The following is an 18,478-nucleotide window of genomic DNA, read 5'->3' as shown; positions in this document are numbered from 1 at the left end:
AGAATCATGTCAAGTCCAGAGGAGAAAACCCTCTGGACTTTTTTATTTAGTTTGTATGGCCTGTCCTTGTTGGGCGAAAATCCGTAATTTGAAATTATAAAAGTTACGAAAACCATAGGCATTTCGCTTTAACACTTTGATATGATTATTGAGACATTCCAATTGTCCATTCGAATAAGAATAATTCAAGGCATGATGAATTTGTTTTTGGTATTTTTTAAAAGTTCGTAAAGTGGTTTGATAAGTAGCTGGCAAGTGAGAAACACTTTGCGTAAGCAAGGCATCAAAATACGTTTGGTTGCGTTTATGAACGGCATACAAGAAGTCTTGGTACAATGTGTAGCGTTGCGTTAATTCAACGCTATAGGAAAGCAGTCTGTCCACAAGCTCTGTTTCGGTTAAACGAAGGGCGCCAACGGCGGTTTAAACTATCCAACTTTTCTTGATTTTTTTGTAATAACTTCCAAAGTTGTTTAAGTTTATTATAGCTGATATTTCCAATGTGTCGATTAATATATAGTATTATTTCTTTTTCTAAAGAGTAAGATGCATTATACTCATATGGATTAATGAGCGAGAAAAAGATAAAAATAATGGCTTTTTAGCCTATTTTCCTAAGCTTGTTTACATATTTATGCATTGTATCTGATATAATGGAGATAATGTATAATGAATTAAAATACAATGGTACATATTCCTAATTAACTAATTAATAAGAGGTGTTGTAAATGAATTTGAAGCCAAATCAGTTGATCAATGGACAATATGCAGTTATTAAACTACTTCATGAATCGAGGACATTGCCATCCGAAGTATATTTAGTGCAAAATATCATCGATGAAACTCTATATACTTTGAAAATTATTATGAAAGATACATCTTTAGAAAAAGAAGTATCAGAAATTTTCAATCGTGAGTGGAAGTCACTAAAAAATCTCAATCATGAAAATATTGTGGGCTATTATGATTCTGGAGAAACAGAAACTTTCTACTATATATTGATTGATTACGTTATTAGATCAGAAACATTAGAAAAATTTATAGAGAAAAATCCCGATCTAACTTTAACAGAAAAACTCAAAATTTTTCGCGATATTCTTTTTGGTATACAACATGCTCATGATAAAGAGATTATTCATCGTGATATTGCTCCAAACAACATTTTGATTGCTAAAAGTGAAGATGGATTGCAAGTTAAAATCATTGACTTTGGTATTAGTAAAATCAAATCATTAATTTATGAGGAACAAACTACGGTAAATCATTATTTCAACTATATATATTCGTCACCTGAGCAAGTTGCACAAAGACGTGTATCAAGTTTTAGTGATATTTATTCTTTGGGAAGGGTTCTCTTTTTCCTAATATCTGGTAAGAATCCAGATCAAAATCCTGAAATATTTGTAAGTCAAATTAAAAATTTAGAAGTCGGTGATACGTTGCAAAATATCATAAGAAAAGCAACCGAATATGAAGTGATTTCTAGATATGTATCGGTCGAAAGTTTTTTGAGTATCTTGGATAATGAAATAGATAAGCTAGAGAGTCGAGACTCCGAATTGATTTTTAAACTGACTAATACTGTTATTAATGATCTTTTTCGCATGAATATAATCGATTTCCCTAGGGAAGATGATGCAAAGAGGTTTCTATCTAAAAACGATCTAGACTTCTATATTTATCGAATAAAAAACGAGCAGTACGATATTGTTTGTGATTTAATTAAGTTCCGTTGCACAGTCGAAAAATCAAAAGGTATCATAATTTTAATTCGAGCAGATGAACTTGATAGTTACTCAGCTCAAGAAAAAATAATTGCTCGGGCATTTCCAATAAAAACAAAAATTAGTTTTGGATTTCATTCAGTTGATAATAAAGATTGTATGTACTTATATAGGTTTTTGGATAAAGTAGACGCTGAGTATCGAGATTTTATGAATCAAAAGAAAAATAAACAAACTGAGGATCGATTGATTTCAATTTGGAGCAAAAAAATAAAGCAACAAGAAAATTTACTACAGAGAAAGAAAAATATTGGTTATTACAAACAAATTGAATATGATGTGGAATCTGGCTATTACCATTTTGTTATTGAGAGTATGGATAATATTGATGATTTGGAGATTGGGAAGAACATTGCACTACTGAACAAGGTGAATGGAAAATTAGAGAAGGTTGGTGAAATCAAAAAATACACAGACGAAGTGATTTTTATCTCCCCAGTAAATAATTTTGAATCTGAAAAATACAATCAATCAGGCCGTTTTGGTATTGATTATTCAGAAAGTCTGAAAGTAACGAGACGTGCTAAAAATGCTCTCGATACTCTTAAGCAAGGAATGGCTGAAAATAAGAATCTACTTGATATTATTATAGATCCGTCAATTGGGACTATGCGAACAAATACAAAAAAAGTAGATTTTGCAAATGAAAAAATTGATCCTATTAATGGTCAAGCCGTAATTTCTGCGTTAGGAACACAAGATATTTTCTTAATTCAAGGACCGCCGGGCACTGGAAAATCAACTGTAATTAATGAGTTGATTTATCAAATTAGACAATCTGAAGAAGATTCAAAAATTCTTTTGGCATCACAATCTCATGTTGCTGTGGACCATATTTTTAATAAATTAAAAAAATATTTTCCTGAGGATTTGCTAGTTAGAATTGGTAATAGTGAACGTATTTCGAAAAAATCTGAAGCTAATAAAATAATAAATCAAACAAAAAAATGGACAACAGAAATCAAGCAAAGTTCCATTCAGAATATGAATGATTTCATTAAAGATACTAAACTACGAAAGATTTTAGTAAATATTAGCAAAATGGATAACGGTTTTGTGGAAGAATATGAGAAAATTTTTAAAGGAAATTTCTCTAATGATGATAAAAGTTTTTCGAAAACTTTGGCACAATGGTACAGAGGACTGGATTCTTTAGAAGGTTTTGATAATTTGTTATTAGGAAAAGCTTCAATTATTGCTTCTACTTGCGTTGGAATCTCATCAAATAAAGTAATGCGACATATCAATTTTGATTGGGTTATCATTGATGAGGCGGCTAAATCAACTGTACCCGAAGTCTTGATTCCAATGATAAAAGGGAAAAAAATTGTTTTGGTTGGAGATCATAAGCAGCTTCCTCCAATAATCAATGAGTTTGACGCTAACATCATCAAAAATACAAGTTCAGAAAAATTATCTGAGAGTTTATTTGAGGATTTATTTTTACTAGCAAAAGACTCTGACATAGCTATTACTTTAAGTAAGCAGTTCCGGATGCATCCTGCTATTTCGAAAATGATCAACAAGGTCTTCTATTTGGATGATGGAGTAGTTATTACGACAGATATAACCCCGGAGGAAAGAAGACTGAACTACAGGATAGCAAAACCTGTAGTCTGGTTATCGACAGAGCGATTGCAAAACAATCAACAGAAAAAGACAACTTCAAAATCTTTTACTAATACTTGTGAAGCAAACATTATTCTCATGGAGTTGGAACATTTAGAAGATAGCAATAGTACAAATGAGAAAATTAAAGTAGGTGTAATATCGGCATATAGTGGACAGAAGTCGCTTTTAGAGAAACTGATAAAACCGAGTAATACTAGATGGGAAAATTTAGAAATAGTTATTGAAAATGTTGATGCTTTTCAAGGTTCAGAAGTAGATGTTGTAATTTATAGCGTGGTTAGGTCCAATGCTAATAAGGACATTGGTTTTTTAAGTGAACAACGAAGACTAAATGTTGCTTTATCAAGAGCAAAATCTCAAGTAATTATTGTTGGAAATGCACATTTTATGAAAGAAGCATCAAAAAAAGAACATAATTATTTTGAAGATGTCCTAATTTATATAAACCGATATAAAACTGATTGTGAACTAGAGGTGATACAGAGTGGGATATAGAAGTGAAATTGGTCAAATTGGTAAGGAACTACTATCTGGTTATAAGCAAATTGCACTTGTAGATGTGGCGATTCCAATATACTTTTTAGATATTAGTTGCTTTTGCAATAAAATTGAAACTTTACCAGTTATTCAAGATACATTATTACGATTGATTGATCAAAAGTTCAAATTGACAGATATCCCTAAAATTATGGGACTAGAAAATGATATTGAAATTTTTGAAAAAGCGTTTTATGATTTACTATATTATGAGGTAATCAAGAAAAATGGAATAATAAGTGAGGTTGGAAGAGACTACTTAAAAGATGAACAATTGAATCGTTTTATTAAACTAGAGAAAAAAGTTTGTGTTGATGGACTTTCAGGAGAAATTATTCTGAGCAATCATCAGCGTTATGCGAATGAACGAAACCTACGAGAAACTGGTACTCTAACTTTAAAAACACAGATTAAGCGACCTACTTTGAAACGATTAGATTTTTTTAAAGTTAAAAAAATTTTGAATGAGGCGAATGATAAAGAGCAAGTTATAGATATTTTGAAAGTCAATCGCATTAGAGTAAACTATAAAAGGGCTCAATTGGCAGTTCATGTATCAACAACTTCACAAGATTCAGTCCAGTTATTGCTGTTTGATCGTGCAATCCGATTATCGGAGTATGATGATTTAATTGATGAAACTCAACTTTCAGATTTGGTAAATCTAAACATGGAGGCAGGAAACTTTTTTTCTTCAGATAGTATAGTTAGGTTTAAAGGGATTTCTGATCAGTTCGAAAAAGTTGTTAAAGAAGATGCAATTGAGAGATTTGATCGACTTATATTTGAAGCAAAAAAAGATATACAATTGTATATCCCTTTCACACAATGGACGATACCAGATTTAAGTATGATAAATATGATCGAAAATAAGTTAAAACAAAAGCTGAAAGTTAACCTCACCTTAACAGGAGAGCTCTTGCCATCAAATTATGTCATGCGGAGAATTAGTCAGCTTGAACAACTAGCTAATGATTATGTGAATTTTGAAATTCATCATGATTTGAATTACTCTGCATATTGTGCCAATGCTGATAATCATCAAAATTGTAGCATTGATTTCAAGCAGAGGATAGTAAGTGATAGCAATGGTGATTTAGTGTTATTTGAACCACTTTGTTATGAGTTGTCTCAAAATCAGTATCAACAATTAATAGCGATTAATGATACACAAAGTGGATTGCCAAGAGAGATTTTTAAATCGCCAAGAGAAGTAAAAGAGAAGCTGAAAAAAATATTGGATGATTTTTATTTGTTTGATCAGGCTCAGCGAATGCTCAAAAGAAAAAGTTGGGTTGAAGGTAGTTCATTAACAGCTCAAGATCATGCGAGTTTTGAAAACATTCCTTTAGTAACAAATAGAAATAATTATGAAGTGATGTTAACTGCTATTAATAAGTTTCTATTTGAATCATTAAAAGATAAATATCAAGCTAAATATTTTTTTGGAGATTTCAAACATTTCTATCCTGAATTGTTTACTTTTATAGATAAAAACAGACTATATCGAAATGCAGTCCAACATACTCGACTTGATAAACAAGAAGATAGAGAACAACTGGCTCAATATTTAAGTAAGGATACAGGAGGAAAATATCCAGGATTATTTAATAATGGATATAGAGCGATGCAATATTTATTACTGAATCAGCTTCAACAAGCACTTAGAAATGAGTTAGCAAAAATAAGAAAATAAAATAATATTTTTTATCAATCAATACTAAAGTTGACTCAGGGTTATTAACGATTCTATTTCAAACTAACACCCAAACCAGCACCAATCCTGAAAATTCGATAGAATTTCATAGTACCGTCCCAAACTACGAATGTTGATATAGCAACATTTATAAGCTGTTGAAATTTGTAGGAAATACTATCTCTTTGCTAGAAGGCAGTGTGGGTTAAACCTGTTATCGTAGCTAGAACCCTTGATAGTAGAAATGACCAGCTTTTTACTGATGAGCCATCATATCAGCAAACTCTTGATCAGTTTTCTTAGGGGCGCTGTTCGCAATATTTGTATAGATAGATTACGTTACTTTTCTATTTATGTTGATGAGTCTATTTCAAATGATAAGCAAGCTATATCAGAAGCAATTTAACATCTGAAAGCAAATCAGCCTATCTGTTCAGTAGAAGGTGGGGGAATGGATAATAGTAAGCTTAGAAGAGCCGCTGGAAACGGAGTACATTCTTACTCTAATTGATAGACAACCAACTCAAGCTAATCATATCTTTGGTAGAATGATACAAGGAATTGAATGAATAGGATAGAAAACCCCCAACACGTTGTTTTGTGACCGTACTAAGGGTACCCTTTAAATGAGCTACAGTGCTCACTTGGGTACTCTTTTTTTGACTTTTGTAAAAGGTTAATAAGTTTTGATACATGAAACAAAATGAAACGAAAAAATAGTTTTTGGCTGAAAATACTTAAAAAGTAATACATAGTTGTGGGAGGTATTGCAGATGAAACAGACCTACAAATGTTTCATATAATTTAAATTGTGCTATTGACCTTAGTTGAAACAAATATATTGCTTTGATATAATTGGAATCGAATAAAAAATAGTAAAGAGGAGTTTAAGTTTAGATAGGAAATAAGACAGAGATTAAGAATCCAATTATTAACACTTATTTGAACGATTTTATTGATAAATATGAAATATCTAATTCTAAAGCTAAAGATAAGCATGATTTATTTGAGAAATATATAAATGATATAATTCTAACTTTATATGGTAATGATCCAAGTGCAAGTTTTTATGATATGGAAACTAAGACAGCTTTCGGTATCGATGGGATTGCAATTTTTGTTGCTGATAGATTTGTTAAGAGTCCAGAAGATGTAGATGATGTATTGGAAAGCTTGAAAAAAATTGATGTTGAATTTTATTTTAGCCAATCAAAAACTGAAAATAATTTTAATAGGACTGAGATAGGTGATTTTTTAACAGGTATTCGACGTTTTTTCAATTTTGAAAAATGTGAAATACCTGAATTGAAAGAATTTTGGGAGACTGCTAAATATATTTATACAAAAGCAACTAAGTTTAAAGAAACTCCTAAATTACACACTATTTTTGCTAGCTTATCTCCAAAAGAAATAAATTCTGAAGATATTCACTTGAAAGCAGAAATAGATTTAAAGATAGAAGATTTAGAAAATTTAGGTATGTTTAGTAAGGTATCACATCCACAATTTTGGGGCTTAAAAGAAATTATGAATTTACACAAAAAAAGTAATTCAGATCTTGAAATTGTTGTTAACATGACTAAAACTCCAGTTACATATCCTAAAGATAAAAGTGGTAAAATTAAAAATGGATACTATGGTTTAATAAAGCTGGAAGATTTTATTAACATTTTAACTGATGAAGTTTCTGGAAAACGCATTCTAAGAAAAGGGATATTTGATGACAATATACGTTATTATTTAGGTTCAGAAGAAAAAATAGAAGTCAATCATAGTATGAGAGAACAGTTACTTGGCACAGATAGCTATCTATTTGGAATACTAAATAATGGGATAACAATTATTGGTGATGAAGTAAATTTGAACTCAGAAGAATTAACTCTAATAAATTACCAAGTGGTAAATGGTTGTCAAACAAGTAATGTAATTTTTGAGTTAATTGATGAGTTAGAAGATAAAGAAGATGTTTATATTCCAGCAAGGTTTATTGCTACTAATGATGAAGAAACAAAAAATAGTATTATCAAAGCAACCAATAGTCAGACAACATTAAAGCCTGAACAATTAGCTGCGTTAGCGCCAATACAAAAAGCCATTGAAGAATATTATAAATCTAAAAAAACAGAAAATAGTTTTGAGTTATTTTATGAAAGAAGAACAGAACAATATAGAGATGAGAATATTCCTAAAACTAAAATAATAAATATTCCATTTCAGATAAAATCGACTTCAGCTATGTTTTTGAATTTGCCACATGAGGTATCAGGACAATATGGTAAAGTAGAAAAGAAAACTAGAGGGCTGTTGTTTGATGATAGCAAAGATTTCGGTTTGCTAAATGTTTATTATACTAGTGGTTTAACTTGGTATAGAGCAGAACGATATGTCTTGAATAATCATGATCGAGCATATAGAAGAGCTAGATGGCATATAATTATGTTGGCTAAGTATATTTGCTGTGAAAAAACTAATCTTAGCAATAAAATAGACAAGAGTAATAATCAAAATAGTGAAATTATTGAAAAAATAATGTTAAAGGAAGATCAAGCAAATAAAATTTTTGATAAAGCAATAGAAATAATTAATGCCTGCCTTAAAGAACAGTATGACGACATTGATATAGATGAAATTTTGAAAGATAGGAAGCTATTTGAGAGAAAAGAAACAACAGATTGGTTACTTTCTTTCATTGAAAAAAGTCTATCTAAATAAAATGTGTACACCGATATTAGATAAAAAAAAGAACTAGTCATCTAGCTCTTTTCATTGTTCCCAATAACATATCTAAATTGACCAGATTTTTCCCATCCTAATTTGATAATCATTGATAAATATTGAGTCTCTAAACTACTATAAGAACTCTTAAAAACTTGGTTTGATAGTTAATGACACTGGTTGAGAAGTCGTTTCCAATATGAAAGGCTCTGTCAGCTAGTTTTTCACTCTACCAACAAATAATCAACCAAAATAACAACGGAAAGCCAAACAAGAAACATACTAATCATGCTTCTTCAAAGAAGCACAAATAAAAAAGCGATGACTCGAGAAGAAAATCTCTATGGAGTCATCGCTTTTTCTTATATTTTAGTTAAAAAATTATTTTACTAAAGGTTGAAGTAACTTGTTCCAGAAACTAATGAGTGGACCAGCACCAAATGCACAAATAATTGTACCAATCCCAATTGGACCACCAGCAATAAAGCCAATTAATAGGACCAACAAATCTTGTGCTTTTCGAACAGAAGCGTAAGGTTTGTTGATTTGTTGACAGATGGTTGGCGCAATCGCATCATAGGGGGATTCGCCTTGATCTGTAGCCATGTATAAGGCGCAGCCAAATGTAAAAATCAGGACTCCGACGAATAAAGAAAGTAGTTTGCCAATTGTTGAGCCTCCTAAACTATCGGCGTAAGGTTGAAGCCAAGTAGAAATCTGTTGAATCAAAATCCCTACTAAAAGCATATTTAAAATAGTTCCCAGACCAATGGCTTTTTTGTTTTTTAAATGGACATAGAATAAAATAAACGCATTGACAATAATTTGAAAAATGCCTAATTGCATACCAAACATCGAAGAAAGTCCGATATTCATAGCAGTGAAAGGATCAACTCCTAAACCTGCCACTCTTAAAGTGGATGCGCCAATCCCGATAATAACTAAACCAATTAAAATTAAAAGAACATTTTTGACTAGTTTCATGGTAAGCCTCCTGAATAGATTTTGTGTGTGATAGTACAAAGTCTGCAACAAAAATTCATAGAGAATTTTGTTGCAGACTACTTTTTAACCAGCTCCGTGTTGGAACGAAGGGTATAGAGACATCCCGCCATCTACAAAGAGTGTTGTTCCGGTTACGTATGAGGATTCATCAGAAGCTAACCAAGCGGCCGCAGCAGCTACTTGATTTGGTTTACCAATAATGCCCATAGGAACCATGCTCGTTGTTTGTTTTAACTGTTCGGGATCGGAAAATTTTTCAGCATTAATAGGTGTGTTAATCGCTCCAGGTGCAATACAGTTGGCACGAATACCATATTCCGCATATTCCAAAGCGATTGTTTTCGTGAACATTTCGGTTGCGCCTTTACTTGCCGCATAGTGGGCGAACGTTGGCCAAGGAATTCTTTGGTGAACGGAGGACATATTAATGATTGACCCTTTGATTTTTTGATCTCTAAATATTCGGAGTGCCTCTCTAGAACCCAAAAAGACACCGTTTAAATTGACATCAATGACACGTTGCCATTCTTTTAATGGCATATCAATTGTCGGAAAAGAAGCCTCCACACCGGCGTTATTTACCCAAATGTCAACATGACCAAACTCTTTTAAAGCGGTTTCAGCTAACGCTTTAATATCTTCTTCATTAGAGACATCAGCCTTCACGAATTTTACGCGGTCTGCGTGCTTGGCTTGGACATCTTCAAATTCTTTAGGCAGCTCACCGACATAGTCAGCAACAACATTCATGCCCTCTAAGATATAACGCAGAGTAATAAATAATCCTAAACCCGTAGCTGCACCAGTGACAACGGCCACTTTACCATGTAATTCTCCATACATTGATTCATTCCCCCTAAAATTACTATTAATACTTTCATGGTAGCACATGTCAATCAGCGTGTTGATAAAATACGACAAACTGTCGGAAAAGTTTAGGCTCTAAAGTTAGCTACTATTGTTGAAGGTCTTTAAAAAAATACTGGTCGTAGTAATCAATTCCTCTCATTTATAGAGTTTTCTAAAAAAACACAAAATATCTAGGCGAAGTGGTCAAGTCCAATGGTTATTTATGACTGAATATGCTAAAATAAAACTTGTCTTACATAAGGAAAGATTTGTTCACTAACAGTGGCGACTGTTCTCAGTAAACAGTTGCACTGGTTTATCGGGAAGGGAACAGAGCAAGTTTTACGAGACTTTCCCATGTAATAATAAAAAGCACTGAACGTCAGTGAATGAAGGAAGAAGGACATCTATGAAAACAATTATCACATTCATTATTGTCTTCGGTATTCTTGTCCTCGTACATGAATTTGGCCACTTTTATTTTGCAAAACGAGCGGGTATTTTAGTTCGTGAGTTTGCAATCGGAATGGGACCAAAGATTTTTGCGCATCGTGGAAAAGATGGCACCACTTATACGATTCGCTTATTGCCGATTGGTGGCTATGTGCGAATGGCTGGGATGGGCGAAGACATGACAGAAATCACACCAGGTATGCCTCTATCTGTTGAGTTAAATGCCGTGGGTAATGTGGTTAAAATTAATACAAGTAAAAAAGTACAATTACCTCATAGTATTCCGATGGAAGTCGTTGATTTTGATCTTGAAAAAGAATTATTCATCAAGGGCTATGTCAATGGAAACGAGGAAGAAGAAACCGTTTATAAAGTTGACCATGATGCAACGATTATTGAAAGTGATGGAACCGAGGTGCGGATTGCGCCACTTGACGTTCAATTTCAATCAGCGAAATTATCGCAACGCATTTTGACGAACTTTGCGGGACCCATGAATAACTTTATCTTAGGGTTTATTCTGTTTACGTTAGCGGTCTTTCTACAAGGAGGCGTTACTGATTTAAACACGAATCAAATTGGACAAGTGATTCCTAATGGCCCAGCCGCAGAAGCTGGGTTGAAAGAAAATGATAAAGTCTTATCGATTAATAATCAAAAAATCAAAAAATACGAAGATTTTACAACCATTGTGCAGAAGAACCCCGAAAAGCCGTTAACGTTCGTAGTTGAGCGTAACGGCAAAGAAGAGCAACTAACAGTGACACCAGAAAAACAAAAAGTGGAAAAACAAACGATTGGTAAAGTCGGCGTTTATCCTTATATGAAAACCGATTTACCGTCAAAATTGATGGGCGGTATTCAGGATACTTTAAATAGTACGACACAGATTTTTAAAGCACTCGGCTCACTATTCACAGGCTTTAGTTTAAACAAACTAGGTGGGCCAGTCATGATGTTTAAGTTATCGGAAGAAGCATCCAATGCTGGAGTAAGTACAGTTGTATTCTTAATGGCCATGTTGTCAATGAACTTAGGGATTATTAATTTGTTGCCGATCCCAGCTTTAGATGGCGGGAAAATTGTCTTAAACATTATTGAAGGTGTACGTGGAAAACCAATTAGTCCTGAAAAAGAAGGCATCATTACGTTAATTGGCTTTGGGTTTGTCATGGTGTTAATGGTGTTAGTTACTTGGAACGATATTCAACGCTTTTTCTTTTAAGGAGAAAGTTTAAGTAAAAAAGTGTGTAAAGAAATCAAAAATAGTTGATTTTAAAATAGAGGAGAGTTTTAATGAAACAGTCAAAAATGTTAATTCCAACGTTAAGAGAAGTACCAAATGATGCAGAAGTCTTAAGTCATCAAATTCTGTTGCGCGCAGGCTATATTCGTCAAGTCGCTGCAGGGATCTATTCTTATTTACCTTTAGCCAATCGTGTTTTAGAAAAATTAAAAACGATTATGCGAGAAGAATTTGAGAAAATTGATGCAGTTGAAATGTTAATGCCTGCGTTATTACCCGCAGAACTTTGGAAAGAATCAGGCCGTTATGAAACTTATGGACCTAACTTGTATCGCTTAAAAGATCGCAATGAACGTGACTATATCTTAGGCCCAACGCATGAAGAAACCTTCACAGAATTAATTCGTGATGAAATCAATTCTTACAAACGATTACCTTTGAATTTATACCAAATTCAAACAAAATATCGTGATGAAAAACGCCCTCGTTCTGGCTTATTAAGAGGCCGTGAATTTATCATGAAAGATGGCTATTCTTTTCATGCCGATGAAGCTAGTTTAGATCAATCATACCGTGATTACGAAAAAGCTTACTCACGCATTTTTGAACGCTGTGGACTAGAATTCCGTGCCATTATTGGGGACGGTGGTGCCATGGGTGGTAAAGATTCTAAAGAATTTATGGCGATTTCTGAAATTGGGGAAGATACTATTTGCTATTCAACAGAAAGTGATTATGCTGCCAATTTAGAAATGGCAACAAGTCTTTATACGCCGAAAAAATCACATGAAACACAATTAGATTTAGAAAAAATTGCAACACCAGAAGTGGGTACAATTGCCGAAGTGGCAAACTTCTTTGAAGTTGAGCCACAACGAATTATTAAATCAGTACTATTTATTGCCGATGAAGAGCCAGTAATGGTCTTGGTTCGTGGCGATCATGATGTCAATGATGTCAAATTGAAAAACTTCTTAGGCGCTGATTTCCTAGATGAAGCAACAGAAGAAGATGCTCGCCGTGTCTTAGGAGCTGGCTTTGGTTCAATTGGTCCAGTCAATGTTTCCGAAGATGTTAAAATTTATGCAGATTTAGCTGTTCAAGATTTAGCCAACGCCATTGTTGGAGCTAACGAAGATGGCTATCATTTGACAAATGTAAATCCAGATCGTGATTTCCAACCAATTAGTTACGAAGATTTACGCTTTGTTCAAGAAGGCGATCCTTCTCCTGATGGCAATGGTGTCTTAGCCTTTACCAAAGGAATCGAAATTGGTCATATCTTCAAATTAGGAACGCGTTACAGTGATGCTATGGGCGCAACAGTTTTAGATGAAAACGGTCGTGAAAAATCAGTGATCATGGGTTGCTATGGCATCGGCGTTAGTCGTTTACTTTCAGCAATCGTTGAACAAAATGCAGACGAGCGCGGTATTAATTGGCCAACAGGAATTGCGCCATTTGATTTACACGTGGTCCAAATGAATGTGAAAGATGAGTACCAAACAAAACTATCACAAGAAGTTGAAGCAATGATGACCGAAGCGGGCTACGAAGTATTAGTTGATGACCGCAATGAGCGCGCAGGCGTAAAATTTGCTGATGCTGATTTAATTGGTTGTCCAATCCGTATCACAGTCGGTAAAAAAGCAGTCGATGGTGTGGTAGAAGTCAAAATCAAACGTACTGGTGAAATGTTGGAAGTACGCAAAGAAGAATTAGAAAGCACACTTTCTATTTTGATGAACACAACATCAGAAGTGGAATAATAATGAAAAGGGCGGACAGAATGATTAGGATAAACTGTTTCCGCCACTTATCAGCGTTTAAGCTTGAAGCAAAAATCTAAAGTGATTTTTGCTTCAAGCTCTTCTTAGCTCTTTTTAGAAAAGAAACAAGATTGTTTTTTTACAAAAAACGAGTATACTTAATAGAGAAGCGAATGCAGAGAAACCGAAAAAAGGCACTTGACAGATTTGTCTGAGGGCCTTTTTTCAATGATAGAAGGAGGTTCATTTTGTGACAGAAAAAGCACGCGATTTATTTGATAAACTGATGACGCAAATTCAGTTAGATGACACAGCGAAAGAACATCCCTTAATTCAAAATGGCCGGATTGACAAGGTCATTGTTCACCAACAAAGTCGCTTATGGGAATTTCATTTAAGTTTTGATGAATTGATGCCAGTGATGCTATATCAAACATTTATGCAACAATTGGAACTAGCTTTTCAACAAATTGCGCAGGTTTCCGTTCAAATAACCACAAATCAGACAACATTTACAGAGGAACAATTAACGGATTATTGGCAGTTGGCCTTGTTAAATAGTCAATGCAATACGCCGTTAGTTCAGAAAGTCTTAAAAACACAGACACCACAATTCGAAGATCGGAAAATTATCTTACCTGTTGACAATGAAGCAGTTATTCCTTATTTGAAGCAACAATATTTACCAATTATTGAGGAACTTTATTTCTCTTACGGGTTTCCTAAATTTCATATTGAACCAAAAATGGATCAACAGCAAGCTGCAGAAGTGCTGAAAAAGTTTGAAGAGCAAAAATTAGAACAAGCCGCAGCCTTTCAACAACAAGCTGCTGAATCGCTTGTTAAACATGAACAAATGAAAAAAGAAAAACAACAACAAGCGCCTGCGTTTGATGGTCCAATTCGTTTAGGTCGGAATATTCCCAATGATGAACCCATTATGCCAATGGGAAATATACTGGAAGAAGAACGTCGGATAACGATTGAAGGCTTTATTTTTGATAAAGAAGTGCGTGAATTGCGTTCTAAACGAAAAATTTTAATTTTGAAAATTACTGATTATACTTCCTCTTTCGTGGTGAAGAAATTTTCGAATGGGGAAAAAGATGAACAAGTTTTTGATGCGATTCAACCGCAAAGTTGGATTCGTGTTCGTGGTAGTGTACAAGAAGATACCTTCATGCGTGATTTAGTCATGAATGCCCAAGATTTGATGGAAGTCGCCCATGCGCCAAGAAAAGACTACGCGCCAGAAGGTGAAAAACGTGTAGAATTACACATGCATAGTAACATGAGTACAATGGATGCGACCAATAAAGTCGGTGACTTGGTGGCGCAAGCGGGGAAATGGGGGCACAAGGCCATCGCAATTACGGATCATGGCGGAGCCCAAGCGTTTCCTGATGCCCATGCTGCAGGTAAAAAAGCAGGCGTTAAAATTTTATACGGCGTGGAAGCCAATATTGTTGATGATGGTGTACCTATTGCTTACAACGAAGAACATATTGAATTAACAGATGCTACCTATGTGGTCTTTGACGTGGAAACAACGGGGCTTTCCGCTGTTTATGATACAATTATTGAATTGGCCGCTGTCAAAATGCACAAAGGAAATGTCATTGAGACTTTTGAGCAATTTATTGATCCTGGCCATCCATTATCTCAAACAACGATCAATTTAACTGGGATTACAGATGAAATGGTGCGCGGTTCAAAATCCGAAGAAGAAGTTTTACGCATGTTTAAAGAGTTTTCAGAAGGAACTATTTTAGTGGCCCACAACGCTTCTTTTGATATGGGGTTCTTAAATACAAGTTATGGCAAACATGGAATACCTGAAGCGGCTAATCCCGTCATCGATACATTAGAATTATCCAGATTCTTGTATCCACATTTCAAAAGCCATCGTCTAAATACCTTATCGAAAAAATTTGGCGTCAACTTAGAACAACATCACCGCGCCATCTATGACTCGGAATCAACAGGTCATTTGTGCTGGATTTTCTTAAAAGAAGCGAAAGAGAATCATGATATGCATTTCCATGATGATTTGAATCGTCATATTGGCGAAGGAGACTCATACAAACGAGCTCGACCTTTCCATGCAACGATTTTAGCAACAACTCAAGCAGGATTAAAAAATCTTTTTAAATTGATTTCCATGTCCAATGTAGATTATTTTTTCCGAGTACCACGGATTCCTCGTTCGCAATTATCGAAGTTAAGAGAAGGGCTTTTAATTGGTTCCGCATGTTCAAACGGCGAAATTTTTGAAGCAATGATGCAAAAAGGTGTCGAAGAAGCAAAAAATCGTGCCAAATTCTACGATTATATTGAAGTTATGCCCAAACCAGTTTACGCGCCATTAATTGAACAAGAATTGGTGAAAAATGAAGCAGATTTGGAAGAAATTATTAGTAATCTAGTGAAAATCGGTGACGAACTTGGCAAGCTGGTTGTCGCCACTGGAAATGTTCATTATTTAAATGAAGAAGATGCTATCTATCGGAAAATTTTAGTCGGGTCTATGGGTGGCGCTAATCCGTTAAATCGCCATAGTTTACCAAAGGTTCATTTCAGAACCACCGATGAAATGTTAACGGAATTTCAATTTTTAGGACAAGACGTCGCTAAGCGAATTGTAGTAGAAAATCCCAACAAAGTCGCTGATTTATGTGAAGAAGTTATTCCAGTAAAAGACGATTTGTATACGCCAAAAATTCCTGGGTCTGAACAAGAGATCACTGATTTAAGCTACAATCGTGCGCGCGAATTGTATGGCGATCCTTTACCAGAAATTGTCGAAAAACGGTTAGAAAAGGAACTGAATTCGATTAACGGGAATGGTTTCTCGGTCATTTATTTAATTTCTCAAAAACTGGTGCATAAAAGTAATGAAGACGGCTATTTAGTCGGTTCACGGGGCTCTGTCGGTTCGAGTTTTGTTGCGACAATGACAGGGATTACTGAAGTAAATCCTTTAGCGCCACATTATTATTGTCCTGAGTGTCAATATTCTGAGTTCTATGAAGATGGTTCCTATGGTTCAGGGTTTGATATGCCTGAAAAAGCCTGTCCAAAATGTGGTGCTCGATTGTTTAAAGATGGTCACGACATTCCTTTTGAAACGTTCTTAGGGTTCCATGGCGACAAAGTTCCCGATATCGATTTGAACTTTTCTGGCGATTATCAAGCCGAAGCCCATAACTACACGAAAGTTCTTTTTGGTGAAGAATATGTCTACCGGGCAGGAACCATTGGTACAGTAGCCGACAAAACAGCGTATGGCTTTGTTAAAGGATATGAAAGAGATCATAATTTACATTTGCGTGGTGCTGAAATTGATCGCTTAGCCAAAGGTTCAACAGGGGTTAAACGGACGACTGGACAGCATCCCGGCGGTATTATTGTAATTCCTGATTACATGGATGTTTATGACTTTACGCCAATTCAATACCCTGCTGATGATCAAGAGGCAGAATGGAAAACGACGCACTTTGATTTCCATTCCATTCACGATAATATTTTAAAACTTGATATTCTGGGACATGATGATCCAACCGTGATTCGGATGTTACAAGATTTATCTGGGATTGAGCCAAAAACCATCCCAACAGACGATCCAGAAGTGATGCGTATTTTTGAAGGACCTGATGTTCTAGGTGTGGATGCAGAGCAAATTTATTCTAAAACAGGAACTTTAGGAATTCCTGAATTTGGGACACGTTTCGTTCGAGGTATGTTAGAACAGACCCATCCATCAACTTTTGCAGAATTACTTCAAATTTCTGGACTGTCTCACGGAACCGATGTGTGGCTAGGGAATGCAGAAGAATTGATTCGCCGTGGCGAAGCCAATCTTGCTGAAGTAATTGGTTGTCGGGATGATATCATGGTTTATTTAATTCATGCTGGTTTGGACAGTGGGATGGCCTTTAAGATTATGGAAACGGTACGTAAAGGACAATGGAATAAGATTCCTGATGAACTACGGGATACGTATTTAAATGCGATGAAAGAAAACAACGTCCCTGACTGGTATATTGATTCTTGTTCTAAAATTAAATATATGTTCCCGAAAGCCCATGCGGCAGCATACGTATTAATGGCATTGCGGGTCGCTTACTTTAAAGTTTATTTCCCAATCTTATATTACTGTGCGTTTTTCTCCGTTCGGGCGGATGACTTCGACTTAGTGGCAATGTCACAAGGGAAAGAAGCTGTGAAAGCACGAATGAAAGAAATTACGGACAAAGGGATGGACGCCTCCACTAAAGAGAAAAACTTATTAACGGTTTTAGAATTATGTAATGAAATGTTGGAACGGGGCTATAAATTTGGCATGATTGATTTGTACAAATCAGATGCTGAAAATTTTGTGATTGAAGGGGATACCTTGATTGCACCTTTCCGAGCAGTGCCAAGTTTAGGCCTCAACGTAGCGAAAGCCATTGTTGCTGCGCGAGAAGAGCAACCGTTCTTATCGAAAGAAGATTTGGCAACACGAGGCAAAGTTTCTAAAACGTTAATTGAATACATGAATGAAAATGGTGTCTTAAAAGACTTGCCAGATGAAAACCAATTATCATTATTTGATATGTTATAAAAGAAAAATCTCTTAGAAAAAGGCTGGTGAAGCAACTTATTCACCGGCCTTTTTTAGTCATCAAACAAATTAGAAAATCATTGCTAGAAGCGTTTTAATTACTTATTAAAAAGCCATCTTTATTTAATTATGTTGAGCTTGTGCATAAAAAGTAAAATGCTTATGATAAATGAAGAGCTTTATTTT

General features: G+C 34.7%; 8 protein-coding genes and 1 pseudogene. 6 read left to right on the top strand and 3 right to left on the bottom strand.

Annotated features, from left to right (window positions below):
* Positions 1 to 42: 42 nt before the first annotated feature.
* Positions 43 to 481 (bottom strand): annotated as a pseudogene (locus IGK27_RS09150) (transposase); the annotation flags it as partial.
* Positions 482 to 728: 247 nt separating this feature from the next.
* Here IGK27_RS09150 and IGK27_RS09145 point away from each other — a divergent pair.
* The 3 genes from IGK27_RS09145 to IGK27_RS09135 all read left to right on the top strand — a co-directional run bounded on the left by IGK27_RS09145 (position 729) and on the right by IGK27_RS09135 (position 8,361).
* A complete protein-coding gene (locus IGK27_RS09145; RefSeq protein ID WP_238641503.1) occupies positions 729 to 3,911 on the top strand; it encodes a serine/threonine-protein kinase in 3,183 nt (1,060 codons plus the stop codon).
* Complete coding sequence (locus IGK27_RS09140) at positions 3,901 to 5,649, top strand: hypothetical protein (protein WP_002402565.1); 1,749 nt, start codon at positions 3,901 to 3,903, stop codon at positions 5,647 to 5,649. The genes IGK27_RS09145 and IGK27_RS09140 overlap by 11 nt, the downstream gene beginning before the upstream one ends.
* 942 nt (positions 5,650 to 6,591) lie before the next feature.
* Positions 6,592 to 8,361: an AIPR family protein gene (locus tag IGK27_RS09135; RefSeq protein WP_201789457.1), complete on the top strand. Its 1,770-nt coding sequence runs from the start codon at positions 6,592 to 6,594 to the stop codon at positions 8,359 to 8,361.
* Positions 8,362 to 8,745: 384 nt separating this feature from the next.
* On the opposite strand, the gene IGK27_RS09130 is transcribed toward IGK27_RS09135, so the two are convergent.
* A complete protein-coding gene (locus tag IGK27_RS09130; protein WP_002413691.1) occupies positions 8,746 to 9,348 on the bottom strand; it encodes a YczE/YyaS/YitT family protein in 603 nt (200 codons plus the stop codon).
* Between the two features lie 84 nt (positions 9,349 to 9,432).
* Positions 9,433 to 10,212, bottom strand: a complete 780-nt coding sequence (locus IGK27_RS09125) for an SDR family oxidoreductase (protein ID WP_002359767.1) — start codon at positions 10,210 to 10,212, stop codon at positions 9,433 to 9,435.
* A gap of 415 nt (positions 10,213 to 10,627) precedes the next feature.
* Here IGK27_RS09125 and rseP point away from each other — a divergent pair, with 415 nt between their 5' ends.
* The 3 genes from rseP (at position 10,628) to IGK27_RS09110 (ending at position 18,292) form a co-directional block, all read left to right on the top strand.
* Positions 10,628 to 11,896, top strand: a complete 1,269-nt coding sequence (rseP, locus tag IGK27_RS09120; protein ID WP_002362168.1) for an RIP metalloprotease RseP — start codon at positions 10,628 to 10,630, stop codon at positions 11,894 to 11,896.
* A gap of 71 nt (positions 11,897 to 11,967) precedes the next feature.
* Positions 11,968 to 13,686: a proline--tRNA ligase gene (locus IGK27_RS09115; protein WP_016627385.1), complete on the top strand. Its 1,719-nt coding sequence runs from the start codon at positions 11,968 to 11,970 to the stop codon at positions 13,684 to 13,686.
* A gap of 250 nt (positions 13,687 to 13,936) precedes the next feature.
* Complete coding sequence (locus tag IGK27_RS09110) at positions 13,937 to 18,292, top strand: PolC-type DNA polymerase III (RefSeq protein WP_002381593.1); 4,356 nt, start codon at positions 13,937 to 13,939, stop codon at positions 18,290 to 18,292.
* Positions 18,293 to 18,478 lie beyond the last annotated feature (186 nt).

The organism is Enterococcus sp. DIV0236 (assembly GCF_050558525.1).
Classification (GTDB): domain Bacteria; phylum Bacillota; class Bacilli; order Lactobacillales; family Enterococcaceae; genus Enterococcus; species Enterococcus faecalis.
Note: the sequence above shows the minus strand (reverse complement) of the source record. Positions and strands in the feature narration are given on the sequence as shown.